The following is a 24284-nucleotide window of genomic DNA, read 5'->3' on the forward strand; positions in this document are numbered from 1 at the left end:
GGTTCAAGGGTGCCATCCGCGCCCGCGCCCTGGGAACGGCAGTTCCAGCCGCTCCCCCGCGGGTCCTCAGCGGCCCAGGACGCGGTCCTTCAGGGCCGGGAACCGCTCCCGCGTGGTGGTCACCTTCTCCGGGTCGAGCTCGACCGTGAGGGTCTCCTCGCCCGGGCCCGCCTCCGCGAGGACCTCGCCCCACGGGTCGACGACGATGCTGTGGCCCGCCTGCTCGACGCCCGCGTGCGTGCCGGCCGTACCGCAGGCGAGGACGTACGCCTGGTTCTCGACGGCGCGCGCCCGGGCGAGCAGCGTCCAGTGGTCGCGGCGGCGCGCGGGCCAGCCGGCCGCGATGACGAGCCCGAGCGCGCCCGCGTCGACCAGGCCCCGGAACAGCTCGGGGAAGCGCAGGTCGTAGCAGGTGGCGACGCCGAGCGGGAAGTCCCCCACCGGGACGGTGACGAGCTCGGAGCCCGCCGCCATCAGCACGGCCTCGCCCTGGTCGAAGCCGAAGCGGTGGATCTTGCGGTACGTCGCGGCCAGGTCGCCGGAGGGGGAGAAGACGAGCGAGGTGTTGTAGAGGAGCCCGTCGGGCCCGCGCTCCACGACGGAGCCGGCGTGCAGCCACACCTCCGCCTCGGCCGCGGCCTTCGCCATCGCCTCGTACGTCGGGCCGCCGGGCACCGGCTCGGCCTCCGCCTCGAACGACTCGTACGCGAAGGCGCCGATCGGCCACAGCTCGGGGAGGACGACGAGGTCGGCGACCCCGCGCTGTCCGGCTACGAGCGACGCCACGCGCGCACGACGGTCTTGGGGCGATTCGTCCGGGTCTACCGCGATCTGGATCAGCGAGGCGCGCACACTACCACCGTCCTGGCATTCGAGTCGTCAACTCCGGCCCTACGATCGTCACACGAAAGCACTGCCGGGGTGCCTCGCGGCAGCGTAACTTAACTGCACAGCACCCAGCCCGCGTACCAACCGCCCGAGGGGTCCCGTGACCGTCCATCCCAGCCTCCAGAATTACGCCGACGCCTGGACCCACTCCATCGAAGCGATAGCCGAGCTGGTGCAGCCGCTCGCCGAGGGGGAGTGGAACCGCGCCACACCGTGCCCGGGCTGGTCGGTGCGCGACATCGTGTCGCACGTCATCGGCATGGAGTGCGAGATGCTGGGCGACCCGCGCCCGATCCACTCCCTCCCCCGCGACCTGTTCCACGTCCGCGGCGACTTCGCCCGCTACATGGAGGTGCAGGTCGACGCGCGCCGCCACCACACCGCCCCGGAGATGACGGCCGAACTGGAGTACGTCCTCATCCGCCGCGCCCGCCAGCTGCGCAACGAGAACCGCTCCCCCGACACCCTCATCCGCGCCCCGCTCGGCGCCCAGCAGTCGCTGGAACTGGCCTACCGGATGCGCGCCTTCGACGTGTGGGTGCACGAGCAGGACCTGCGCACCGCGCTCGGCAAGCCCGGCAACCTCGACTCCCCCGGCGCGTACGTCGCCCGCGACAACTTCCTGTACGTGCTGCCGCGGGTCGTCGCCAAGGACGCGGGCGCGCCGCCGAACACCGCGGTCGTCTTCGACATCCACGGGCCGGTCGAGTTCCTGCGTACGGTCCGGGTCGACGCCGAGGGGCGCGGCACGATCGACGGCGCGCCGTCCCTCGGGCCCGCCGTGACCATCGCGACGGACTGGGAGACGTACGTGCGCCTGGCCTGCGGGCGCGTACGGCCGTCGGCCGTGGCGGACCGGGTCAAGATCGAGGGCGACCAGGAGCTGGCCGACGCGATCCTCGCGCACTTCGCCGTGACGCCGTAGGCGCCGGGAAGGGCCGAAGGGCGTCACGCCGCCGGGACGTGCACCGTCTCCACCCGGCTCGCCACCAGCCGCTCCCGCTCCAGCCGGGCCGTGCGGGCCCGCAGGCGAAGGATCTGGGTGACGCCCAGCGCCTGGAGCGCGAAGACCGACGAGAAGGCGATCCGGTAGTCGTCGCCGGTCGCGTCCAGCAGCAGGCCGACGGCGAGCAGCGTCGTGATCGAGGCGGTGAACCCGCCCATGTTGACGATCCCGGAGGCCGTGCCCTGCCGCTCGGGCGGGTTGGCCGGCCGCGCGAAGTCGAAGCCGATCATCGAGGCGGGCCCGCACGCGCCGAGGACGACGCAGAGGGTGGCGAGCAGCCACATCGGGGCGTGGTCACCCGGGTAGGCGAGGGTGGCCGCCCACACGGCCGCCGTCGCCGCGACCGTACCGAGCGCGAGCGGCACGCGCGCGCCGTGGTGGCGGGCGATGATCTGGCCGTAGGTCATGCCGAACACCATGTTGGCGAGGACCGTCAGCGTCAGCATGTCGCCGGCCGTGCCCCGGGCGAGGCCCTGCTCCTCCACGAGGAACGGCAGGCCCCACAGCAGCAGGAACACCATCGCCGGGAACTGGGTGGTGAAGTGCACCCACATGCCGAGCCGGGTGCCGGGCTCGCGCCACGACCGCGCGATCTGGCGGCGGACGAACGCCGCACCCGCGTGGCGCACGGGCTCCGGCTCGTACCCCTCGGGGTGGTCCTTCAGGAACAGCACGAGGAGGACGAGGACGACCACACCGGCGAGCGAGCTGCCGGCGAACGTCACCGTCCACCCCAGCCCGTCCAGCGTCCGCGCGATCACGATCGTCGAGACGAGGTTGCCGACGACCCCGAAGAGCCCGGCGACCTGCGCGATCAGCGGCCCGCGCCGCGCGGGGAACCAGCGCGTGCCCAGCCGCAGCACGGAGATGAACGTCATCGCGTCGCCGCAGCCGAGCAGCGCGCGGGAGGCCAGCGCCATGCCGTACGACGGCGAGAGGGCGAAGCCCAGCTGGCCGACGGTGAACAGCACCACGCCGAGCGTGAGGACCTTCTTCGTGCCGAGCCGGTCGACCATCAGGCCGACGGGTATCTGCATGCCCGCGTAGACGAGCAGCTGGAGTATGGAGAAGGTGGACAGGGCGGAGGCGTTGATGCCGAAGCGGTCGGCGGCGTCCAGCCCCGCGACGCCCAGGGATGTGCGGAAGATGACGGCGACCAGGTAGACGCAGACGCCGACGCCCCAGACGAGGGCGGCGCGGCGGCCGCCCGGGGGGTCGTGCGGCAGCGCGGGCACGGGAGTGGCGTGGCTCACCGCTCCTCACCCCGCACCAGCTCCTTGACGCGGCTGACGTGCCGGTGCACGCACTGCGCGGCGCGCTCGGCGTCCCCGTCGCGGACGGCGGCGAGGATCTCGGCGTGCTCGGCGATGTTCTTGGCGATGCGGTCGGGGTGGGCCTCCATGACGGCGACGCCCATCCTCAGCTGCCGGTCGCGCAGTTGGTCGTAGAGGCGCGAGAGGATCTCGTTGCCCGCGTGGCCCACGATCTCGGCGTGGAAGGTGCGGTCCGTCAGGGCGACGGCCGCGAGGTCCCCCTCCTCGGCGCGCCGGCGCTGCTCCTCCACCAGCTCCTCCAGCCGCCCGATCAGCCGCGCCGACGCCGGTACGGCCTTGCGGACCGCGAACTGCTCGACCAGCAGCCGGGTTTCGACGACGTCCGAGATCTCCTGCGCCGACACGGCGAGGACGAGGGCGCCCTTCTTGGGGTAGAGCTTCAGCAGCCCTTCCATCTCCAGCTTGAGCAGCGCTTCCCGCACCGGAGTACGGGACACCCCCACGGCTTCGGCGAGTTCGCCCTCGGTGAGGAGAGTGCCGCCCTGGTAGCGGCGGTCGAGGACGGCTTGCTTGACGTGGGTGTAGACGCGGTCGGCGGCAGGAGGGGACGCGGAAGGGGCTGGCGGCATGCGCACAGCTTAGATACATGAAGGGTGCATGCGAGAGGCCCGCCCCGGAAATGGGACGGGCCTCACAGACGCGCCTCACGTAAGAGACGTAGGCGCGCTACGCCCAGGTGATGAGCCGCTTCGGCTGCTCCAGGATCGCGGCCACGTCCGCCAGCACCTTGGAGCCGAGCTCGCCGTCGACCAGGCGGTGGTCGAAGGAGAGCGCCAGGGTGGTGACCTGACGGGGCTTCACCTTGCCCTTGTGGACCCACGGCTGGAGCTTGATCGCCCCGACCGCGAGGATCGCGGACTCGCCCGGGTTCAGGATCGGCGTACCGGTGTCGACGCCGAAGACGCCGACGTTGGTGATGGTGACGGTGCCGCCCTGCATGGCCGCCGGGGTGGTCTTGCCCTCGCGGGCGGTGGCCACCAGCTCGCCGAGCGCCTCCGCCAGCTGCGGCAGGGTCTTGGCGTGGGCGTCCTTGATGTTCGGCACGATCAGACCGCGCGGCGTGGCGGCCGCGATGCCGAGGTTCACGTAGTGCTTGACCACGATCTCCTGGGCGGCCTCGTCCCAGGAGGCGTTGATCTCCGGGTTGCGCTTGATCGCCACGAGCAGCGCCTTGGCGATCAGCAGCAGGGGGTTCACCCGGAGCCCGGCCATGTCCTTGTCGGACTTGAGCTCCTCGACAAGCTTCATGGTGCGGGTGACGTCGACCGTGACGAACTCGGTGACGTGCGGCGCCGTGAAGGCCGAGCCGACCATCGCCTGGGCCGTCGCCTTGCGCACGCCCTTGATCGGGATGCGCGTCTCACGGCCGGACGCCGGGGCCGCCGGCGCTTCCGGCCGCGGCTGCGCGGCCGGGGCCGGAGCCGGGGCCTGTACGGGTACGGCGGCGGGCGCGCCGACCGAGGCGGCCGCCAGGGAGACCGCCGCGTGGACGTCCTCGCGGGTGACGGTCCCGCCGGGCCCGGTCGGTGTGACCGTCGCCAGGTCGACCCCCAGGTCCTTGGCCAGCTTGCGCACCGGCGGCTTGGCGAGCGGCCGGGGGCCGGCGGGCGCGGTGGTGGGCGCGGGGGCGGGCGCGGGGGCCTCCGGGGCAGGGGCCGGGGCCCCGTGCCCGTTCAGCTCGCCCTGGATCGCGGCGGCCGCGGGCTCCTGGGCCGGGGCCCCGGGCGCCTGCTTGCGCGGGCGGCGCTTGGTCGAGGTCGCGGCGACGCCGTACCCGACCAGGACGGGCTGACGCCCCTGGGGCTCGGCCTCGTCCGAGGCGGCCGCGTCCTTCGCGGCGGGCTCCTCCGCCGCGGGCTGCGCGGTCTGCGGCTGCTCCTCGGCGGCGGCGCCACCGGCGACCTCCACCGAGATGATCACCTCGCCGACGTCGACCGTCGTCCCCTCGGGGAAGCGCAGCTCGTGCACCACCCCGTCGTACGGGCACGGCAGCTCCACCGCCGCCTTCGCGGTCTCCACCTCGCAGACGACCTGCCCGTCCGTGACGGTGTCACCGGGCTGGACGTACCACTTGAGAATCTCGGCCTCGGTGAGGCCCTCGCCGACGTCCGGCATCTTGAACTCGCGGATCACAGCGGGCCTCCTCAGTACGCGAGCGAGCGGTCGACGGCGTCGAGCACTCGGTCGAGACCCGGCAGGTACTCCTCTTCGAGCCGGGCCGGCGGATAGGGCGCGTGGTAGCCGCCCACCCGCAGGACCGGCGCCTCCAGGTGGTAGAAGCACCGCTCCGTGACGCGCGCGGCGATCTCGGCACCCGAGCCGAAGAAGACCGGCGCCTCGTGCACGACCACCAGCCGCCCGGTCTTCTCGACGGACGCCTGCACGCTGTCGAAGTCGAGCGGCGAGACCGAGCGCAGGTCGAGGACCTCGACCGACCGGCCCTCCTCCGCCGCGACCGCGGCCGCCTCCAGGCACACCTTGACCATCGGCCCGTACGCGACCAGCGTCAGGTCGGTGCCCTCGCGGACCGTCCGCGCGCGGTGCAGCTCGCCCGGGATGGCCTCGGTGTCGACCTCGCCCTTGTCCCAGTAGCGGCGCTTCGGTTCGAAGAAGATCACCGGGTCGTCGCTCTGGATGGCCTGCTGGAGCATCCAGTACGCGTCCGAGGAGTTCGACGGCGTGACGATCTTCAACCCGGCGACATGGGCGAAGAGCGACTCCGGCGACTCGCTGTGGTGCTCGACGGCACCGATGCCGCCGCCGTACGGAATGCGGACGACGACCGGCAGCTTGACCTTGCCCAGCGAGCGGGCGTGCATCTTGGCGAGCTGCGTGACGATCTGGTCGTACGCGGGGAAGACGAAGCCGTCGAACTGGATCTCGACGACCGGCCGGTAGCCGCGCAGCGCGAGACCGATGGCCGTGCCGACGATGCCGGACTCGGCGAGCGGGGTGTCGATGACCCGCTCCTCGCCGAAGTCCTTCTGGAGGCCGTCGGTCACGCGGAAGACGCCGCCGAGCTTGCCGACGTCCTCACCCATGATGAGGACCTTGGGGTCGTTCTCGAGCGCCGTGCGCAGCGACTCGTTGAGCGCCTTCGCGAGCGGGAGTTTCTGTACAGCCATGGTTACTTGACCTCGCCATCCGCGTCGGCGAACGACGCCTGGTAGGCGGCGAACTGCGCGCGCTCCTCATCGACGAGCGCGTGCCCGTCGGCGTACACGTTGTCGAAGATCGCCAGGTGGTCGGGGTCGGGCATGGCCCGCACCGCCTCGCGGACGCGCTTGCCGAGCGCCTCGCTCTCCGCCTCCAGCTCCTCGAACCAGGCGGCGTCGGCATGCCCCTGCTTCTCCAGGTACGCCCGCAGCCGCAGGATCGGGTCCTTGGCCTCCCAGGCCGCCCGCTCGTCGTCGTGGCGGTAGCGGGTCGGGTCGTCGGAGGTGGTGTGCGCGCCCATGCGGTACGTGAACGCCTCGACGAGCGTCGGGCCCTCGCCGCGCCGCGCCCGCTCCAGGGCGGAGCGGGTCACGGCGAGGCAGGCGAGGACGTCGTTGCCGTCGACGCGGACGCCGGGGAAGCCGAAGCCCTGCGCGCGCTGGTAGAGCGGGACGCGGGTCTGCTTCTCGGTGGGCTCGCTGATCGCCCACTGGTTGTTCTGGCAGAAGAAGACGACGGGGGCGTTGTAGACCGCGGAGAAGGTGAAGGCCTCGGCGACGTCACCCTGGCTGGAGGCACCGTCACCGAAATAGGCGATGACCGCGCTGTCCGCACCGTCCTTCGCGACGCCCATGGCGTAGCCGGTGGCGTGCAGGGTTTGCGACCCGATGACGATCGTGTACAGGTGAAAATTGTTGCTGTTCGGGTCCCAGCCACCGTGGTTCACGCCACGGAACATTCCGAGCAGATTGGTCGGGTCGACCCCCCGGCACCAGGCGACGCCGTGCTCACGGTACGTCGGGAAGACGTAGTCGTCGTCGCGCAGGGCGCGGCCGGAACCGATCTGGGCGGCCTCCTGGCCGAGGAGCGAGGCCCACAGGCCCAGCTCGCCCTGGCGCTGGAGGGAGGTGGCCTCCGCGTCGAAGCGGCGGGTCAGCACCATGTCGCGGTACAGACCGCGGAGCTCCTCGGGGCTGAGGTCGATGTCGTACTCGGGGTGCTGAACGCGCTCACCCTCGGGGGTGAGCAGCTGTACGAGCTGGGGCTCGGCGCTCGCGGCGCCGGATGCCTTGGTCCCGCTCGCGCTGGTGCGCTTACTGCTGCGTCGCGGCTTGCGCGCGGCAGTGCCTTCCACGGTCACGTGCGTGCTCCTCCGTCTGTCCGGCCCCCGGGGTCCGCCGGGTAGGCCAGTCGGCTCCGCCTGTTTCCGTACGTATGCGCACGGGGTGGGTGCCCTCGGCCGGGAACAGGCGTGACAGGTGCCCCGGCGAGCACCCTGCCAAAGGCACGTTACCCAGTGCGCCGCATTACTGCGAAACCCCATTTGACCTGCGATTTTGCTTGGATTTCCAAGTAAATCGAGAATGCGGGGACGCGGAACGAAAAGAGCACAGGTCACAGCCTTGCGGGCCGCCGGAACACGGGCACGTTATCCCGCGGACCCCGGGCACGGGAAGAGTGAGTATGTGAGACTGATTCTGTGCGCGAAGATGGAAAAATCACGGTATTTCTGCTCGATGACCACGAAGTCGTACGGCGCGGCGTGCACGAGCTGCTCTCCGGTGAGCCGGACATCGAGGTCGTCGGCGAGGCCGGCACGGCGGCGGAGGCCCTCTCCCGCATTCCGGCGACGCGCCCGGACGTCGCCATCCTCGACGTGCGCCTCCCGGACGGCAGCGGCGTCGAGGTGTGCCGCGAGATCCGCTCCCGGGACGACTCCGTGAAGTGCCTGATGCTCACGTCGTACGCCGACGACGAGGCCCTCTTCGACGCGATCATGGCGGGTGCCTCCGGGTACGTCCTGAAGGCGATCCGCGGCAGCGAGCTCCTCACGGCGGTCCGCGACGTCGCCGCCGGCAGGTCCCTCCTGGACCCGGTGGCCACGGCCCGCGTCCTGGAGCGCCTCCGCGACGGCGCCCCCAAGGGCGACGAGAAGCTCGCGTCCCTGTCGGAGCAGGAGCGCAGGATCCTCGACCTCATCGGCGAGGGGCTGACGAACCGCGCGATCGGCGAGCGGCTGCACCTGGCGGAGAAGACCATCAAGAACTACGTCTCCAGCCTGCTCTCCAAGCTGGGCATGGAGCGCCGCAGCCAGGCCGCGGCGTACGTCGCCCGCCTCCAGGCCGAGCGCCGCTGACGGACCCGGGCTTACGCGGGACTTGGGGCCTGACCCGAAAGACAGGCCCTACGTCCCGCCGCCGCAGGGCCGAGCGGCCCTTCTGCGCGCCCGCGGCGCCACGGGAGGGTGGAGCCATGCCTCTCACCGACGAACCGCTCGCCGTCGAGCTGCTCGGGCGCGTGCCGTACGGCCGCATCGCGACCAGCCTGCGGGCCCTGCCCGCCGTGGCGCCCGCGCGGCACATCGTGAGCGGCGACGGCGAGGACGGCGAGGTCCTGCTGCGCATGGACCGGCGCCTCGGCTACCACCACGCCTGCCACGGCACCGTCGTCGCGTACGGCGCCGACAACTTCAACTCCGGCGCCGACGTCCTGTGGTCCGTCCAGTTCACGGGGACCGCCCGCCTCGCCGACCCCACCCCCCGCGAGCTCGCCCTCCTCGGTGCGGCCCCGGACCACCTCGACCCGGTTTACCTGCGCGTCCGGCCGGGATTCGTCTCCGTGCACACCCCCCACGCTGCGTGATCTAACATCTGCGGAGTGCCGCGCTCATCTGCAACACCCCCCGCCCCACCCCTGAGTGCGCTGCTGCGCCGCTACGACGGACCCGGCGAGCCGCTCTCCTGCGTCCCCGTCACCCAGGGCCTGCTGAACCGCGGCTACCGCCTCGCCACCACCCGCGGCGCGTACTTCCTCAAACAGCATCTCGACGCCCCGACCGCCGACCGCGACACCATCGTCCGCCAGCACCGCGCCACCCAGCGCCTGCACCACCTCGGCGTCCCGGTGGCCCCGCCGCTCGCCGACACCGAGGGCCGGACCGTCGCCGAGATCGGCGGCCGGTGCTACGCGCTCCACCCCTGGGTCGACGGCCGCCACCGGGACGGCGCGCAGCTGACGACGGCCGGCTCGCGGCGCCTCGGCGCGCTCCTCGGGCTCGTCCACACCTGCCTGGAGCAGGTGATGGAGCCGCAACCGCACACGGACGGTGACCACGGGCACCGCAGCGCCAACCCCGAGGACACCTTCCGGCTCATCGACCGGCTGCTGGCCCTCTCCCGCGCACGCCGCCCCCGCGACACCTTCGACGAGCTCGCCGAGCACCGGCTGCTGGAACGGCGCCGGCTCCTCGCCGAGCACGCCCACCGCCGCCCCCCGCGGGCCGACGCGGGCGGCTGGGTGCACGGCGACTTCCACCCGCTGAACCTGCTCTACCGGGGTGCGGAGCCCGCCGCGATCATCGACTGGGACCGCCTGGGTGTCCAGCCGCGCGCCGAGGAGGCCGTACGGGCGGCCGTCATCTTCTTCGTGCAGCCGGCGGGTGAACTGGAGCTGGCGAAGGTACGGGCGTACGCGCGCGCCTACCGGCGGGCGACCGGGGCCGACGCGGCCGAGCTGGCTGCGGCGGTGCACCGGGTGTGGTGGGAGCGGCTGAACGACTTCTGGATACTGCGCTGGCGCTACCAGCTGCACGACGGCAGGGCCGACCCGCAGTTTCCTGCGGCGTCGGCCCTGGCGGTGTGGTGGACGCGGGAGTACGAGGCGGTGCGCGACGCCTTCACGGCGTGACGCGCGGCCGACTACTGCGTGCCGCCGCCCTGCGTCGTCCCGGTGGTCGCGCCTTGGTCGGCACCGGCGTTGGTCGCGCCCTGCGTCGTCCCGTTGGTCGTGCCCTGGTCGGTACCGGCGTTGGTCGTGCCCTGGTCGGCACCACCGTCGGTCGTGCCCTGGTCCGTGCCGCCGTCGGTCGTGCCCTGGTCGGCACCACCGTCGGTCGTGCCCTGGTCCGTGCCGCCGTCCGTCGTCCCCTGGTCCGTACCGCCGTCCGTCGTGCCGGGGGAGGAGGGGGTGCCGCCGGACGGTGACGGCTCGTCCGTCTTCGGGTCCGTCGGCGGGCGGTACGACGGCGGGTTGTCGTTCCAGTTGCCGCCGCCGCCCGAGGAGCTGTCGGGCTCCTGGGACTCCTCCGACGGGTCGTCGCTCGGCGACGGGCTGTCGTCCTTGCCGGGCGTGGAGGGCGCGGTCGTCTTCGGCGTCTTCGTGTCCTGGCCGCCCTTGGGGGTGTTGGGCTTGTCGAGCGCGTACACCGCCCCCGCGACCATCGCGATCAGCGCCAAGGCGACGAACAGCCACAGCTTCCCGCGCCCGGAGCCGCCCTTGCCGCCGTCGTACGCGTACGCCCCGTCGTCCGGGTTCATCGGCGGCAGTATCGGGCCCTGCGAGGTCTCGCCGTGGACGGGGTGGCCCATCACCGAGGTCGCGGCGACGCCGCCGGCCGGGGTGCGGGCGCCGTCGTGCGTGTCGACGGGGCCGGTGTTCCAGGTCCCCGAGTGGCTGCCCTGCTGCTGGAGCATCTGGAGCCCGTACTGCACCAGCCCGCGCATCTCCTCGGCGCTCTGGAACCGGTCGTCCGGGTCCTTGGCGAGCGCGCGCATGGCCAGCCCGTCCAGCTCCGGAGGCGCGACGTCGGAGACCTCCGACGGCGGCACCGGGATGTCCTGGACGTGCTGGTACACCACGGACAACGGTGTCTCACCGGTGAACGGCGGCCGCAGCGCGAGCAGCTCGTACAGCAGGCAGCCCGTGGCGTACAGGTCGGAACGGTGGTCGACGGCCTTGCCGAGCGCTTGCTCGGGCGAGAGGTACTGGGGGGTGCCCATGACCATGCCGGTCTGCGTCATGGTGGTGGACGCCCCGTGCAGGGCGCGGGCGATGCCGAAGTCCATCACCTTGACCGCGCCGCTGTGCGTGATGATGACGTTCGCGGGCTTGATGTCGCGGTGCACGATGCCGTGCTGGTGCGAGTACGCGAGCGCCTCCAGCACACCGGAGACGATGATCAGCGCCTGCTCGGGCGGCGGCGCCTCGGCGTTGTGCAGCAGATCGCGGATGGTGCGGCCCTCGACCAGCTCCATCACGATGTAGGGGACGGACTGGCCGCCCACGATGTCCTCGCCGGAGTCGTACACCGCCACGATCGCGTGGTGGTTGAGCCCGGCGACGGACTGCGCCTCGCGGGTGAAGCGGGCCTTGGAGACGGGGTCCTCGGCGAGGTCCGCGCGCAGCAGCTTGACGGCGACCGTGCGTCCGAGGCGTACGTCCTCGGCGGCGAACACCTCCGCCATGCCGCCGCGGCCGAGGCGGTGGGTCAGGCGGTAGCGGCCGTCGCCGACGAGGCCGCCGACGCCCCAGTCGGAGGCGTCGTCGCGCATCTCGCGGGCGCCGCGCGACGCTTCGTCGCTCTGGTTCTGGTTCTGGTCGCGCTGACCGGGCTGGTCCCGCTGGTCACGCTGGTCCGGCGAGTCGCTCACGTCCCGGGAGTCGCGCGCTCCGCCGTCCGAGACTCCGCCGCCATCCGACACTCCTCCGCCGCCGCCTGCTTCGGATCCGGGTGCCATCAGTCCTCGCCGTCGTTTCTGTGCCCGCGTGCTGGGTGTGCCTGCGGTGTGCCGCCGTGTTCCAAAGGGGTACTACGCCCCGTCACGCTACAGCCTCCGCGCGCCGGGCCGGTTCCGGATGGACCGGCCATCCAATCGGTTCCACGTACACCTGTGCAAATTGCGTCGTGGGCGTGTAACGCTTCCGAGACGCTTCTTGTGCGTACGGTCACGGAACGGGCACCTGGCTTGACGTGTCCCGGCCCTCGGGCAGACTGGGCCCGTAAAACCGGATCACCGCGGCCACGCGCGCGCACGGGGGAGCAAGAAATGAGCCAGGACGGCGCACGGGGCCGCTATGCGGGCGGCTCGGTCGCGAGCGGCCGGTACCAGCTTCGCGACCTGCTCGGCGAAGGCGGCATGGCGTCCGTGTACCTGGCGTACGACACGGCCCTCGACCGCCAGGTCGCCATCAAGACGCTCCACACGGAGCTGGGGCGCGAGCAGTCCTTCCGCGAGCGCTTCCGCCGCGAGGCGCAGGCCGTCGCCAAGCTCCAGCACACCAACATCGTCTCGGTGTTCGACACGGGCGAGGACGAGCTGGACGGCTCGCTCATGCCGTACATCGTCATGGAGTACGTCGAGGGGCAGCCGCTCGGCTCCGTCCTGCAGGCGGACATCCAGCAGTACGGCGCGATGCCGGCCGACAAGGCGCTCAAGGTCACGGCCGACGTGCTCGCCGCCCTGGAGACCAGCCACGAGATGGGCCTGGTCCACCGGGACATCAAGCCCGGCAACGTGATGATGACCAAGCGCGGCGTGGTCAAGGTGATGGACTTCGGCATCGCGCGCGCCATGCAGTCGGGCGTCACCTCGATGACGCAGACCGGCATGGTGGTCGGCACGCCGCAGTACCTGTCGCCGGAGCAGGCCCTCGGGCGCGGCGTCGACGCCCGCTCCGACCTGTACTCGGTCGGCATCATGCTCTTCCAGCTGCTGACCGGCCGCATCCCCTTCGACGCGGACTCGCCGCTGGCCATCGCGTACGCCCACGTGCAGGAGGAGCCGGTCGCGCCCTCCTCCATCAACCGGGCGGTCACGCCGGCGATGGACGCGCTGGTGGCGCGGGCGCTGAAGAAGAACCCGAACGAGCGCTTCCCCAGCGCGGCCGCGATGCGCGACGAGTGCCTGCGGCTGCTGTCGGCCGGGCAGACCGGCGCGCCGGTGATCGTGGCCGGCGGCGGGCCGGTGAACAGCGGCGCGGGCGTGGGTTCGGCGGTCTTCCCGCCGGTCGACCACACGACCCCGGCGCCCGGCCCGCACGGTGTCCACACCCCGTACCAGCCCGGTCCCGCCCCGACCCCGGCGCCCGGCCCGTACGGCGCGCCGACCCCCGCGCCGCCGAGCTACGGCTACCCGCAGCAGGCGCACACCCCGGCCCCGGGCCCGGCGCCGTACCAGCAGACCCCGCCGCCGTACACGATCGCGCCGCAGGCCGCCCCGGCGTCCGGCGGTGGCAAGCGCGGCAGCACCGGCGTCATCGTGGGCGGCCTCGTCGCCGTGCTCGTCGTCATCGGCGGTGTCGTGACGGCGGTCAAGCTGTCCGGCGGCGAGGACGAGCCCGGCACGGACACCGGCCGCGGGGGCGCGACCAGCGGAGAGTCGGCCCAGGCGGGGCACAAGCCGCCGGAGCGCAACCGCACCATCGACCCGGAGAAGTGCACGGACGCGCCCGAGGACAGCGACGACCCGCAGAAGGTGCAGGCGCCGAGCTTCACCTACAAGGACGTGCTGTCGGTCAAGTCGTGCCTCCAGGCGGCGGGCTGGAAGTACAAGGTCGAGGAAGTGGACGACCCGCAGTTCGCGGAGGACCAGGTGATCTCGCAGTTCCCGACGGAGGGGACCGCCGTGGTGCCGGGCAACCAGACCTTCGAGCTGAGGGTCGCGACGGGCGATCCCGGGCAGTGACCCGGTCATGACCCCCGGGGTGCCGGCCGGCGGCCGCTGACTTTCGCTGGTGACTCCCGCGGGTGGTAACTCCTGGGGGTGGTAACTCCTGCGGGTGGCCGTGGGGCCGCCCGGGATGCCGGTGCGCCCGCCCCGTGTGACGCTGAGCCCACTGTACGAAGTGGCTCGCCACGGGAGGGGGTCACGCGGTGACTCCGAAACTCGGCCCACGGTCGCGGTGCGCGTTCCTCATACTGCTCGTGTGGGCGCTCGCGCCGGTCGGCTCCGCGTACGCGGACGAGAGCACGGCCCCGGGTACGCCGCCGGGCGCGGGCAGGCCCGCCGTCCGGCCGCTGAAGCCCACCGGGAGCGCGGCGGCACGGCCCGCCACGCCGGTCCCGGCCCCGGTCGCCCCGGCGCCGAGCGGTTCGGGCGCGGTGGGCGCCCCTTCGGCCGATACGTCCGCGGGGCTTTCGGGAGCCGCGGACGGGGCGCCGAATCCTGGGCTGAACCCGGCGCTGAACCCAGCGTTGAACCCGGCGCTCGTGTCGGACCGGCCATCGCCGTCGCCGTCGCCGTCGCTCGCCGGGCGGCCTGCCGGGGCGGGGCGTGAGCGGCCCGGGCGGCCTCTGCCGCCGTCGCCGTCGGTCGACCCGTCGGCGCAGGAGTCCGCCGCGAAGACGCCCTCCGAATCCGGCTCGGGCGACCCGTCACGTACCAAAACGGCAACAGCGCCGGACGCCTCCGGCGAGGAGGAACCGGACGACGAGGTACCGGAGACGGACGCCGCGGTGCCCGGAGAGCCGTCCCGTACGCCGCCCGCCGCCGCGTACGAGCCCGCCGCGCGGGCCGCCGAAACCGCCGCCGAGACCGCCGCTGACCGGCAGCTTCCCGTGCTCACCCTGGGTGTGGGCCTCGCCATGATGGGTCTGGGGCTCGGCTTCCTGGGACTGCGGATGCGCCGCCGCTGAGCCCCTGCCGGCGCCCTCGGTCCTCCTGTGTCCGCCGGGGTCCTCCTCGGGAGGGACCCCGCGGGTCCCTCGGAGGACGGTTGCCCGGCCCGACATACTCGGTATACATACTGAGTATGTCCATCCGCCACGGGCTGCTCGCCCTCCTCGAACACGGTCCGCGCTACGGCTCCCAGCTCCGTACGGAGTTCGAGTCGCGCACCGGGGCCACCTGGCCGCTCAACGTCGGCCAGGTGTACACGACGCTGAGCCGCCTGGAGCGCGACGGCATGGTGGAGCAGGGCGGCGAGGACGAGGCCGGGCACGCGCTCTACGCGATCACCGAGGCGGGCCGTGAAGAGCTCAGGAACTGGTTCGAGAAGCCCGTCGACCGCACCAGTCCGGCGCGCGACGAGCTGGCCATCAAGCTGGCCATGGCCGTCGGCGCCCCCGGCGTCGACATCCGGGCCGTCATCCAGGCGCAGCGCCGCCACACCGTCAGGGCGATGCAGGACTACACCCGGCTCAAGCACCAGGCGATCAGCGCCCTGGAGAGCGGGGCGTCGCGGGAACGCGACGACGTGGCCTGGCTGCTCGTGCTGGAGCAGCTGATCTTCCAGACGGAGGCCGAGGCGCGCTGGCTGGACCACTGCGAGGCCCGGCTCATCCGGCTGTCCCACGCGGTCGCGGGGGGCAGCGCTCCCGGGAGCGGTTCCGCCGCGGCGGGCGCGGCCTCCGCGGCGAGGGCCGCCGGCTCGACCCGCACCGGCTGAGCGCCGCCGCTGACCACTCCGGCGCTGCTGACCGCTCCGGCGCTCTCGCACCCTCACACGTCCGCACCTCACACGTCCGCGCTCTCGCGCTCCCGCACTCACTCTCGTACGAACATCCGCTGTGTACGCCCGCACGCGCGCGCGTACGCCCAAGGGGGGACCCTCCATGTCACCACGCCAGTCCGAGCAGCCGGTGCTGCAACTCCAGCGGCTCACCCGGGTCCACGGCTCCGGCGCCACCGAGGTGCACGCGCTGCGCGGCATCGACCTCGACGTCTTCCCCGGTGAGCTCGTCGCCGTCATGGGCCCGTCCGGCTCCGGCAAGTCCACGCTGCTGACCATCGCGGGCGGCCTCGACACCCCGTCCTCCGGGCGGGTCGTCGTCGAGAACACCGACATCACCAACGCCGACCGCAAGACGCTCGCCGCCCTGCGCCGCCGCAGCATCGGGTACGTCTTCCAGGACTACAACCTCATCCCGGCGCTCACGGCCGCCGAGAACGTCGCCCTGCCGCGGGAGCTGGACGGCACCTCCGCCCGCAAGGCGCGCGGCGAGGCCATCGCCGCCCTGGAGGAGATGGGCCTCGGCCACCTCGCCGACCGGTTCCCCGACGAGATGTCCGGCGGCCAGCAGCAGCGCGTGGCCATCGCCCGCGCGCTCGTCGGCGACCGGCGGCTCGTCCTCGCCGACGAGCCGACCGGCGCCCTGGACTCCGAGACCGGCGAATCGGTGCTGGCCCTGCTGCGGGCCCGCTGCGACGCGGGCGCTGCCGGTGTCCTCGTCACCCACGAGCCGCGCTTCGCCGCCTGGGCGGACCGCGTGGTGTTCCTGCGCGACGGCGCGGTCGTCGACCAGACCCTCCGCAGCGACGCCGACTCCCTGCTCACGGGCCAGGCGGCCGAACAGTGAACAACTGGTTCCACTCGTGGCGCGCGGCGGTGCGCATCGCCCGCCGTGACGCCTGGCGCTTCAAGGGGCGCAGCTTCCTCGTCCTGGCGATGATCGCCCTGCCCATCCTGGGTGTCAGCGCCGCCGATCTGACCCTGCGCTCCCAGGAACTGTCCACCGAGGAGAAGCTGGCGCGCACGCTGGGGGCCGCGGACGCGCTCATATCGGACCCGGGATACGGCGGAGTGCCGCTGTACCAGAACCCGCAGGGCGACCAGTCCTCGCCGGTCGGGGACTTCGACGACAAGCCGTTCCCCGAGGGCACGACGGACGTCACCAAGGCGTTCCCGGCGAACGCCACGGTCCTGCCGGACTCGGTCGGCTACGGGAAGCTGCGCACCGCGTACGGCCTCCTGCACGCCCAGATCCGCGAGTTCAAGGCCGACGACCCGTTGGCCGAGGGCATGGTCACCCTGCTGGACGGCCGGTTCCCGAAGAAGGCCGACGAGGTGGCCGCGACCAGCCACTTCCTGGAGGCCAGCGGCCTGCGCGTCGGCTCGGCGCTCACCGCGCGCGGCCTGGACCGCGAGTACCGCATCGTCGGCTCGTACGAGGTCCCCGACGCCCTCAAGGGCGACGAGGTCCTCGCCGTTCCGGGCGCGCTCCTGGACCCGCTGGACAAGGCGCTCAAGGCGGAGGGGCTGTCCGGCACGAGCAAGAGCACCACGCATCTGCTCCGGGTGCCCGGTGGTTTCACGTGGAACATGGTCAAGGAGGCCAACGCCAAGGGCGTGACGGTGACCTCGCGCGCCGTCCTCCTCGACCCGCCCGCCCGGTCCGACGTCCCCCTGTACGCCAAGGAGGGCTGGGCTCCGTACGAGCAGAGCGGCGCCGCCGACGCGGCGGCTCTGGCCGCCGCCGGCACGGTCGTGGGCCTGGCGATGCTGGAGATCTGCCTGCTGGCCGGTCCCGCGTTCGCCGTCGGCGCCCGCCGCTCGCGCCGCCAGCTGGGCCTGGTCGGTGCCAACGGCGGCGACCGCCACCACATCCGGGCCATCGTCCTCGCCGGCGGCCTGGTGATCGGCGCCGCGGCAGCCGTGGTGGGCACGGCGCTCGGCATCGCTCTGACCTTCGCGCTCCAGCCGGTGCTGGAGGAGACCATCGGCCGGCGGTTCGGCAGCTTCGACGTCCGCCCGCTGGAGCTGCTGGGCATCGGACTGCTGGCGGTGCTGACCGGGCTCCTCGCCGCGATCGTCCCGGCCGTCACGGCGTCGCGCCAGACGGTGCTGGCCTCCCTCACCGGCCGCCGCGGGGTGCGCCGCAGCAGCCGGGTGCTGCCCCTGATCGGGCTGGGCGCGGTGGCATTGGGCGCCGCGATCGCGCTGTACGGGTCGGTGTTCTCCGACCAGTTCGCCCTCGTCGCGGGCGGCAGCGCCCTCGCCGAGCTCGGTGCGGTGGCGATGACCCCCGCCCTGGTGGGTCTCTTCGGGCGCATGGGCCGCTGGCTGCCGCTGTCGCCGCGACTGGCGCTGCGGGACGCCGTCCGCAACCGGGGCCGTACGGCTCCGGCGGTCGCCGCGGTGCTCGCCGCGGTCGCGGGCACGGTCGCCGTGGCGACGTACGCGGTGAGCCAGGACGCGGGGAACCGGGCGCGCTACGAGGCGCGGCTGCCGCACGGCGCCGTCTCCGTGATGGTGATGGAGGGCGCCGGCCGGGACGTGCCGACGGTGCGCGACGCGGTCCAGAAGAACCTGCCCGTCGACGTACGGGCCGATGTCGACCGGATCGTGGTCGGCCGGGCCGGCTGCGAGCTGTACGGCAGTGGCGAGGGCTGCGGCACCCACGAGGTCGTCATCCCCAAGGCCAACGAGTGCCCGCTGTGGGTCTCCACGCCGGACGGCTCCGACCCCGCGGAGAAGCTCAGCAAGGAGGAGCGCCGCAAGCTCGGGCGCGACTGGCGCTGCCAGAGCATGGAGGGCATGGCGTACAGCGAGTCCGGGCTGATGGTCGCCGACGCCAAGCTGCTGACGGTCCTGGGGATCAAGGACCCGGGGGCCGCGAAGGCCCTGGCCGAGGGGAAGATCGTGTCCTTCTCGCGGCCGATGGTCGACAAGAACGGCGCCCTCTCCATCCGGCTGATCACCGACCAGCAGGCGGCCGATGAGGCCGCCCTGGCCGGCAAGGAGCGGCCGGGCCAGGTGAAGTCCTTCCCGGCGTACCAGGTGCCCGAGGGCACCGACGGGTACGGCGTGGCGGGCATCATGTCGCCGGCCACGGCCAAGGCGGCCGGGCTGGCCACGCAGCCGCTGGGCGCGTACTACACGACCGGCACCATGCCGACCGGCGAGCAGCGCCAGAAGCTGGACGACGAACTCGCCAAGACGGGCGTCGGCGTCGACCTCTACGTGGAGGAGGGCTTCGTCAGCGACGACAGCATCGTGCTGCTGTCGCTGACCGTCTTCGCGGGCCTCATCACCATCGGCGCGGCCGGTATCGCGACCGGACTCGCCCAGGCCGACGCGGAGGCCGACCTCAAGACGCTGGCCGCGGTCGGCGCGCCGCCGCGGGTGCGCCGGACGCTCAGCGGCTTCCAGTGCGGGGTGGTCGCCGTGATGGGCGTGGTGCTGGGCTCGGCGGCGGGCGTGCTGCCCGCGATCGGGCTCCGGCTCACCGAGCGGCGCCAGGAGATGAAGTGGTACCAGGAGGCGCTGGACCAGGGCGCCTCGATCGGCCCGGCACCGCACGTGCCGATCATCATCCCGTGGGAGACGCTGGCCGCCCTGCTGGTCGCCGTCCCGCTGGGCGCGGCGCTGCTCGCGGCCCTGGTGACCCGCTCCCGGGGGGCGCTGGCCCGCCGCGCGGCGACGTAGGCCGTACGTGTGCCCCTGGAGGAGGGTGGATCACCCTCCTCCAGGGGCAGACCGTGTGATGACGCACGTGTACGAGAGAATGGGCGCCATGGAGATGCCGAGGAATGAACGGTCGCAGGAGAGCAACCCCCACATCCTCGTAGTGGGGCAGGACGGGATGGCGCTCGGCGGCGGTGACGGCGACGACGAGCCGCGCGAGATCCCGGTGACCGAGATGGTCGAGCAGCCCGCGAAGGTCATGCGCATCGGCAGCATGATCAAGCAGCTGCTGGAAGAGGTCCGCGCCGCTCCCCTGGACGAGGCCAGCCGGGTCCGCCTCAAGGAGATCCACGCCAGCTCCGTCAAGGAGCTGGAGGACGGCCTGGCGCCGGAGCTGGTCGAGGAGCTGGAGCGCCTGTCCCTGCCCTTCACGGACGAGGCGGTCCCGTCGGAGGCGGAACTGCGCATCGCGCAGGCCCAGTTGGTGGGCTGGCTGGAAGGCCTGTTCCATGGCATCCAGACGGCGCTGTTCGCCCAGCAGATGGCGGCCCGCGCCCAGCTGGAGCAGATGCGCCGGGCGCTGCCGGCCGCCGCGCACCACGACGATGACGACCGCTCGCACGGCGCCATCCGATCGGGCCCGTACCTGTAAGACGTGTCCGTAGGCGTTTCGAGGCCCGGTCCCTTCGGGGGGCCGGGCCTCGTCCGTGCGTCGGGTCGGGAGCGGTCAGGCGCGGTCAGGGGTGACCAGCAGGACCTTGCCGACGTGGGTGCTCGACTCCAGCGTGCGGTGCGCCTCCGGTGCTTCCGGCATGGGGAAGACCCGGTCCACCACCGGTCGGACCGTGCCCGCCGCGATCAGCGGCCAGATGTGCTCCCGCACCGCCGCCACGATCGCCGCCTTCTCCTCCAGCGGCCGCATGCGCAGCGAGGTGGCGGTCACCGCCGCGCGCTTCGCCAGCAGCGCGCCCAGGTTCAGCTCGCCCTTCACGCCGCCCTGGAGCCCGATGACCGCGAGGCGGCCGTTCACGGCGAGCGCCTTGATGTTCCGCTCCAGGTACTTGGCGCCCATGATGTCGAGGATGACGTCCGCGCCCGCCCCGTCCGTGGCCTTCTTGATCTCCTCGACGAAGTCCTGCTCGCGGTAGTCGATCAGGATGTCCGCGCCCAGCTCGGCGCAGGCCGCCAGCTTCTCGGGGCCGCCGGCCGTGACCGCGACCCGCGCGCCCACCGCCTTCGCGAGCTGGATCGCCATCGTGCCGATGCCGCTGGCGCCGCCGTGCACCAGGAGCGTCTCGCCCGGCCGCAGGTGCGCCACCATGAACACGTTGGACCACACCGTCGCGGTCACCTCGGGCAGAGCCGCCGCCGTCACCAGGTCGACGCCCTTGGGCGCGGGCAGCACCTGCCCCACCGGCGCGACGACCTTCTCCGCGTAGCCGCCCCCGCCCAGCAGGGCGCACACCTCGTCGCCGACGGTCCACCCGGCGACGCCGGGGCCGAGCGCCGCCACGCGCCCGGAGCATTCGAGCCCCGGGTACGGGGAGGCCCCGGGCGGCGGGTCGTAGAAGCCCTGCCGCTGGAGCAGGTCGGCGCGGTTGACGGCGCCGGCGGCCACCTCAATGAGGATCTCGCCCTCGCCCGGCACGGGATCGGGCACCTCGGCCCAGACGAGCGCCTCTGGTCCACCTGGTTCCGGAATCGTGATCGCATGCATGGCGGCGACGCTACTCCTGCTGCTCTTCCTGGTCTCCTGCTCCGGGTCTCCTGCTACTCCGGCGGCGTGCTCAGCGGTGTGACCGGCTTGGCCCGTACGATCGTGATCACCCGGTCCGTCAGCTGGAGCGGGCTCGCCTCCGGGTCGTCGTACCCCAGCAGCCGGTGCCCACGCAGGACGCTCACCACCAGGTCGTCGGTCTCCCGCACGCTCTTGCCGACCTCGGCCTTTATCACCGGCCGCTCGACCAGGTCGAGGCCGCTGCCCGACTGAATCAGGTCCTCCATCACCGTGCCCGCGCTCGGGCTCAGCACCGACAGGCCGAGCAGCCGTCCCGCCGCGCTGGCGCTGGTGATCACGGCGTCCGCGCCCGACTGCCGCAGCAGCGGCGCGTTCTCCTCCTCGCGGACGGTCGCGACGATCTTGGCGCCGCGGTTGAGCTGGCGCGCGGTCAGGGTGACCAGCACCGCCGTGTCGTCACGCTGCGTCGCCACCACGATCTGGCGCGCCCGCTGCACCTCGGCTCTCAGCAGGACGTCGCTGCGGGTGGCGTCACCGACGACCCCGACGAGCCCGTCGCTGTTCGCCGTCTCGATCACCTTGTCGCTCGGATCGACGACGACGATCCGCTCCTTCTTCAGGCCGGTCGCGCAGAGCGTCTGGACCGCCGAGCGGCCCTTCGTACCGAATCCGACGATGACGGTGTGGTCGCGCAACGTGGACCTCCAGCGGTTCAGCCGCCACTCCTCCCGGGTGCGCTCGGTGAGGACCTCGAGAGTGGTGCCGACGAGAATGATCAGGAACAGCACGCGCAGGGGCGTCACCAGCAGCACGTTGACGAGCCGCGCGCTGTCGCTGTGCGGGACGATGTCGCCGTATCCGGTCGTGGACAGCGTCACGGTGGCGTAGTAGACGGCGTCGAGGACGCCGACCTCGCCGTCGGCGTTGTCGTGGTAGCCGTGTCTGTCCACGACGACGATGAAGACGGTCAGCGCGAGGACGCACAGGGCCATCAGCAGCCGCTTGGCCACCTGCCGCAGCGGACGCTCCATGACCTGGCGGGGAAGCCTGATCCGCGAGGTGATCAGCTGCTCCTCGGCCCGTCTGGCCATCGCGTCTTGGCCGGGAAGTTTCACGTGAAACACCCTTCGGTGGTCGATGGCCACGGCAGGCCCAGGATCTCCAGGACGTCACCGGGCGCGGCGCCGCCCGGAGGGACGACCGCGAGCCCGTCGGCCGCCGCTATGCCGCGCAGCATGGCGGGGCCGTTGTAGTGCAGCGGCACGGCCTGCCCGGCCCGGCGCACCACCGGCACGAGCCGCGTGTCGTACGGATGGCCGTGCACCTCGTCGCGTACGGGCAGCCGGTACGGCTCCGGGGCGGGCCGGCCGGCGAGGCCGCGCAGCAGCGGCTCGGCGAGAGTGAGCAGCCCGGACACGGCGGCCAGCGGGTTGCCGGGCAGCCCCACCAGGTGCGTGCCGGGACCGAGGCGGGCGAGCAGCATCGGATGCCCGGGCCGCACCTTCACCCCGTCCACCAGCAGCTCGGCGCCGGCCTTGCGCAGCACCGGGTGGACGTGGTCGACGGGCCCGGCGGCCGTGCCCCCGGTCGTGACCACCACATCCGCCGAGGAGCCGGTGACCGCCGCGTACAGCGCCTCGGCGTCGTCGCCGATGCGCCGGGTGGCGACGACGTCCGCGCCGAGGGCGGCCAGCCAGGGGCCGAGCAGGGGTCCGAGGGCGTCCCGGATGAGCCCGTCGTGGGGGAGCCCGGCGGTGAGCAGCTCGTCGCCCAGTACGAGGACCTCCACGCGGGGCTGCTCCACAACCGGCAGCTCGTCGTATCCGGCGGCCGCGGCGAGGCCCAGCACGGCGGGCGTCACGGGGCTGCCCGCGGGCAGCAGTTCGTCGCCGGAACGGCACTCCTGGCCCCGGGGGCGGATGTCCTGCCCGGGCAGGACCTCGCGCTCGGCGTGCAGCCGGGCGCCGTCGGCCTCCGTACGGGAGTGCTCGGCGCGGACCACGGCGGTGGCACCCGGCGGGACGCGGGCGCCGGTGGCGATCCGTACCGCCGAGCCGTCGGGCAGCTCGGCGGCCGTGGCGTGACCCGCCAGCACGGAGCCGCTCCCGGCCACCGCCCACGGGCCGGGTCCGGCGACGGCCCAGCCGTCCATGGCGGAGGTGTCGAACGACGGCAGGTCGGTCAGCGCGACGAGCGGCTCGGTGAGCACCCGCCCGAGCGCGTGTGCCGGCGCCGCGCGGCGGGACCGCTTCGGTCCGGCCCGCCCCTCGCGGGCGGCGACGTCCCGGGCATCGCCCCAGGGCGTGGCCCGGTGCCGCTCGTGCGCTCCCTGACCGGTCATTCCTCGCCGGCTTCCTTCGCCCAGCGGTCGGCGAGCGCGGCGGCCTTGCGCGCCGCCTCGGCGACGGCTTCGGGGCCGTCACCGCCGGCCTTGGCCGCGGCGTAGCCGACCAGGAAGGTGGTGAGCGGCGCGGCGGGCCGGGCGACGCCGTGCGCGGCGTCGCGGGCCAGGTCGAGGAGGACGCCGGTGTCGACGTCCAGCTCGATGCCGAGTTCGGCCTTGACTGCGGTGATCCATTCGTCCAGCACGTTCCCATGCTCCCTGATCCGGGCACGGGCCGTGGAGATGTCCTCCCAGGTGTCGCAGTCGAAGGAGGCGAGCGGTCCGAGGGGGATCCGTACGAGGTCCAGCTCCTGGGTGAGCAGCCGCAGCGGCAAACCAGACAAGCTGCCGTATTCCGTTGCCAGCAGCGCGACTTCGCGACGGAGCGGTTCCGTGCGGTACGCCGCGACGAGCGGCTGGTCGCGGCCCTCGGCATCCACGGACAGCACACCCTCGGCGGTCCCGTCCCGCAGGGCCTCGGTCAACTTCCGTACGCTGCCCTCCTCCAGGAACGGCAGGTCCCCGCTCAGGACGAGCACGGTGTCGGTCTCCACCTGCCGCAGCCCGGCCGCGAGCGCGGCGACGGGCCCGCCCCCGGGCGGCTCCTCCCGCGCCCACACCACGGGCCGTACGGTGGGCCGCCGACCGCCGACGACCACGACCCGCGGGGCCTCCCGGCAGGCCGCCAACACGCGGTCCAGCAGGGCGCGTCCGCCCACGCTCACCCCGGGCTTGTCCACCCCACCGAGCCGCTTGGCCGATCCCCCGGCAAGCACGACAACGTCACATCGGGTCACGCCCTCAGTATTCACCGGGCCGCGCAGGCCCCGGCCCCCGGGTCGGCGGGGCGATCCGGGGGCCAGGGCCTGCTAGGGA

General features: G+C 73.0%; 21 protein-coding genes. 10 read left to right on the top strand and 11 right to left on the bottom strand.

Translation table 11 applies throughout. From position 1 onward, the window contains the following. Positions 1-66: 66 nt before the first annotated feature. Entirely contained in the window at positions 67-852 is a 786-nt protein-coding gene (locus tag ABZX67_RS00090; protein WP_355351925.1) for a carbon-nitrogen family hydrolase, read from the bottom strand. A gap of 136 nt (positions 853-988) precedes the next feature. Between ABZX67_RS00090 and ABZX67_RS00095 the strand changes: the two genes are divergently transcribed. Continuing rightward, complete coding sequence (locus tag ABZX67_RS00095; RefSeq protein WP_355351928.1) at positions 989-1813, top strand: maleylpyruvate isomerase family mycothiol-dependent enzyme; 825 nt, start codon at positions 989-991, stop codon at positions 1811-1813. A 23-nt stretch (positions 1814-1836) separates the two neighbouring features. On the opposite strand, the gene ABZX67_RS00100 is transcribed toward ABZX67_RS00095, so the two are convergent. From ABZX67_RS00100 to pdhA, 5 genes are all read right to left on the bottom strand, one after another. Continuing rightward, a complete protein-coding gene (locus tag ABZX67_RS00100; RefSeq protein WP_355351931.1) occupies positions 1837-3147 on the bottom strand; it encodes an MFS transporter in 1311 nt (436 codons plus the stop codon). Beyond that, entirely contained in the window at positions 3144-3797 is a 654-nt protein-coding gene (locus ABZX67_RS00105) for a GntR family transcriptional regulator (RefSeq protein ID WP_355351934.1), read from the bottom strand. Before ABZX67_RS00105 ends, ABZX67_RS00100 begins: the two co-directional genes overlap by 4 nt. A 97-nt stretch (positions 3798-3894) precedes the next feature. Next, the gene (locus ABZX67_RS00110) at positions 3895-5343 is read right to left on the bottom strand and encodes a dihydrolipoamide acetyltransferase family protein (RefSeq protein WP_355352702.1); all 1449 of its coding nucleotides are present in this window, start codon (positions 5341-5343) and stop codon (positions 3895-3897) included. Between the two features lie 29 nt (positions 5344-5372). Beyond that, positions 5373-6353, bottom strand: coding sequence for an alpha-ketoacid dehydrogenase subunit beta (locus tag ABZX67_RS00115; RefSeq protein WP_355351936.1), 981 nt, complete (start codon positions 6351-6353; stop codon positions 5373-5375). A gap of 2 nt (positions 6354-6355) precedes the next feature. Next, a complete protein-coding gene (pdhA, locus tag ABZX67_RS00120) occupies positions 6356-7525 on the bottom strand; it encodes a pyruvate dehydrogenase (acetyl-transferring) E1 component subunit alpha (protein WP_355351939.1) in 1170 nt (389 codons plus the stop codon). A gap of 339 nt (positions 7526-7864) precedes the next feature. On the opposite strand from pdhA, the gene ABZX67_RS00125 reads away from it, so the two are divergent. The 3 genes from ABZX67_RS00125 (at position 7865) to ABZX67_RS00135 (ending at position 10071) form a co-directional block, all read left to right on the top strand. After that, the gene (locus ABZX67_RS00125; protein ID WP_355351942.1) at positions 7865-8521 is read left to right on the top strand and encodes a response regulator transcription factor; all 657 of its coding nucleotides are present in this window, start codon (positions 7865-7867) and stop codon (positions 8519-8521) included. A gap of 116 nt (positions 8522-8637) precedes the next feature. Then, positions 8638-9027 carry a pyridoxamine 5'-phosphate oxidase family protein gene (locus ABZX67_RS00130; RefSeq protein WP_355351945.1) on the top strand — a complete coding sequence of 130 codons (390 nt, stop codon included), beginning with the start codon at positions 8638-8640 and terminating at the stop codon, positions 9025-9027. Between the two features lie 15 nt (positions 9028-9042). Beyond that, the gene (locus tag ABZX67_RS00135; RefSeq protein WP_355351948.1) at positions 9043-10071 is read left to right on the top strand and encodes a phosphotransferase; all 1029 of its coding nucleotides are present in this window, start codon (positions 9043-9045) and stop codon (positions 10069-10071) included. Between the two features lie 11 nt (positions 10072-10082). Here ABZX67_RS00135 and ABZX67_RS00140 read toward each other — a convergent pair whose 3' ends face one another. Further along, entirely contained in the window at positions 10083-11714 is a 1632-nt protein-coding gene (locus ABZX67_RS00140; RefSeq protein ID WP_355352705.1) for a protein kinase, read from the bottom strand. A 495-nt stretch (positions 11715-12209) separates the two neighbouring features. Between ABZX67_RS00140 and ABZX67_RS00145 the strand changes: the two genes are divergently transcribed. The 6 genes from ABZX67_RS00145 to ABZX67_RS00170 all read left to right on the top strand — a co-directional run bounded on the left by ABZX67_RS00145 (position 12210) and on the right by ABZX67_RS00170 (position 19939). Next, complete coding sequence (locus ABZX67_RS00145) at positions 12210-13847, top strand: protein kinase (protein WP_355351951.1); 1638 nt, start codon at positions 12210-12212, stop codon at positions 13845-13847. Between the two features lie 188 nt (positions 13848-14035). Continuing rightward, entirely contained in the window at positions 14036-14797 is a 762-nt protein-coding gene (locus tag ABZX67_RS00150) for a hypothetical protein (protein WP_355351954.1), read from the top strand. 116 nt (positions 14798-14913) lie between these two features. After that, positions 14914-15549, top strand: a complete 636-nt coding sequence (locus ABZX67_RS00155) for a PadR family transcriptional regulator (RefSeq protein ID WP_355351957.1) — start codon at positions 14914-14916, stop codon at positions 15547-15549. A 166-nt stretch (positions 15550-15715) separates the two neighbouring features. After that, positions 15716-16459: an ABC transporter ATP-binding protein gene (locus tag ABZX67_RS00160; RefSeq protein ID WP_355351960.1), complete on the top strand. Its 744-nt coding sequence runs from the start codon at positions 15716-15718 to the stop codon at positions 16457-16459. After that, a complete protein-coding gene (locus ABZX67_RS00165; RefSeq protein WP_355351963.1) occupies positions 16456-19308 on the top strand; it encodes an ABC transporter permease in 2853 nt (950 codons plus the stop codon). Before ABZX67_RS00160 ends, ABZX67_RS00165 begins: the two co-directional genes overlap by 4 nt. A gap of 88 nt (positions 19309-19396) precedes the next feature. After that, positions 19397-19939 carry a bacterial proteasome activator family protein gene (locus tag ABZX67_RS00170; protein ID WP_355351966.1) on the top strand — a complete coding sequence of 181 codons (543 nt, stop codon included), beginning with the start codon at positions 19397-19399 and terminating at the stop codon, positions 19937-19939. Between the two features lie 75 nt (positions 19940-20014). On the opposite strand, the gene ABZX67_RS00175 is transcribed toward ABZX67_RS00170, so the two are convergent. Genes ABZX67_RS00175 through ABZX67_RS00190 form a run of 4 tightly spaced genes read right to left on the bottom strand, consistent with a single transcriptional unit; the run spans position 20015 to position 24205 of the window. After that, positions 20015-21004, bottom strand: a complete 990-nt coding sequence (locus ABZX67_RS00175; protein WP_355351970.1) for an NAD(P)H-quinone oxidoreductase — start codon at positions 21002-21004, stop codon at positions 20015-20017. Between the two features lie 53 nt (positions 21005-21057). Next, positions 21058-22116, bottom strand: a complete 1059-nt coding sequence (locus ABZX67_RS00180; protein ID WP_355351973.1) for a potassium channel family protein — start codon at positions 22114-22116, stop codon at positions 21058-21060. Between the two features lie 20 nt (positions 22117-22136). Beyond that, positions 22137-23366, bottom strand: a complete 1230-nt coding sequence (locus ABZX67_RS00185; protein WP_355351976.1) for a molybdopterin molybdotransferase MoeA — start codon at positions 23364-23366, stop codon at positions 22137-22139. After that, positions 23363-24205, bottom strand: a complete 843-nt coding sequence (locus ABZX67_RS00190; RefSeq protein ID WP_355351979.1) for an NTP transferase domain-containing protein — start codon at positions 24203-24205, stop codon at positions 23363-23365. The genes ABZX67_RS00185 and ABZX67_RS00190 overlap by 4 nt, the downstream gene beginning before the upstream one ends. Between the last annotated feature and the right edge of the window lie 79 nt (positions 24206-24284).

This window comes from Streptomyces sp. NPDC003036 (assembly GCF_040611175.1).
Taxonomy (GTDB): Bacteria; Actinomycetota; Actinomycetes; order Streptomycetales; family Streptomycetaceae; genus Streptomyces.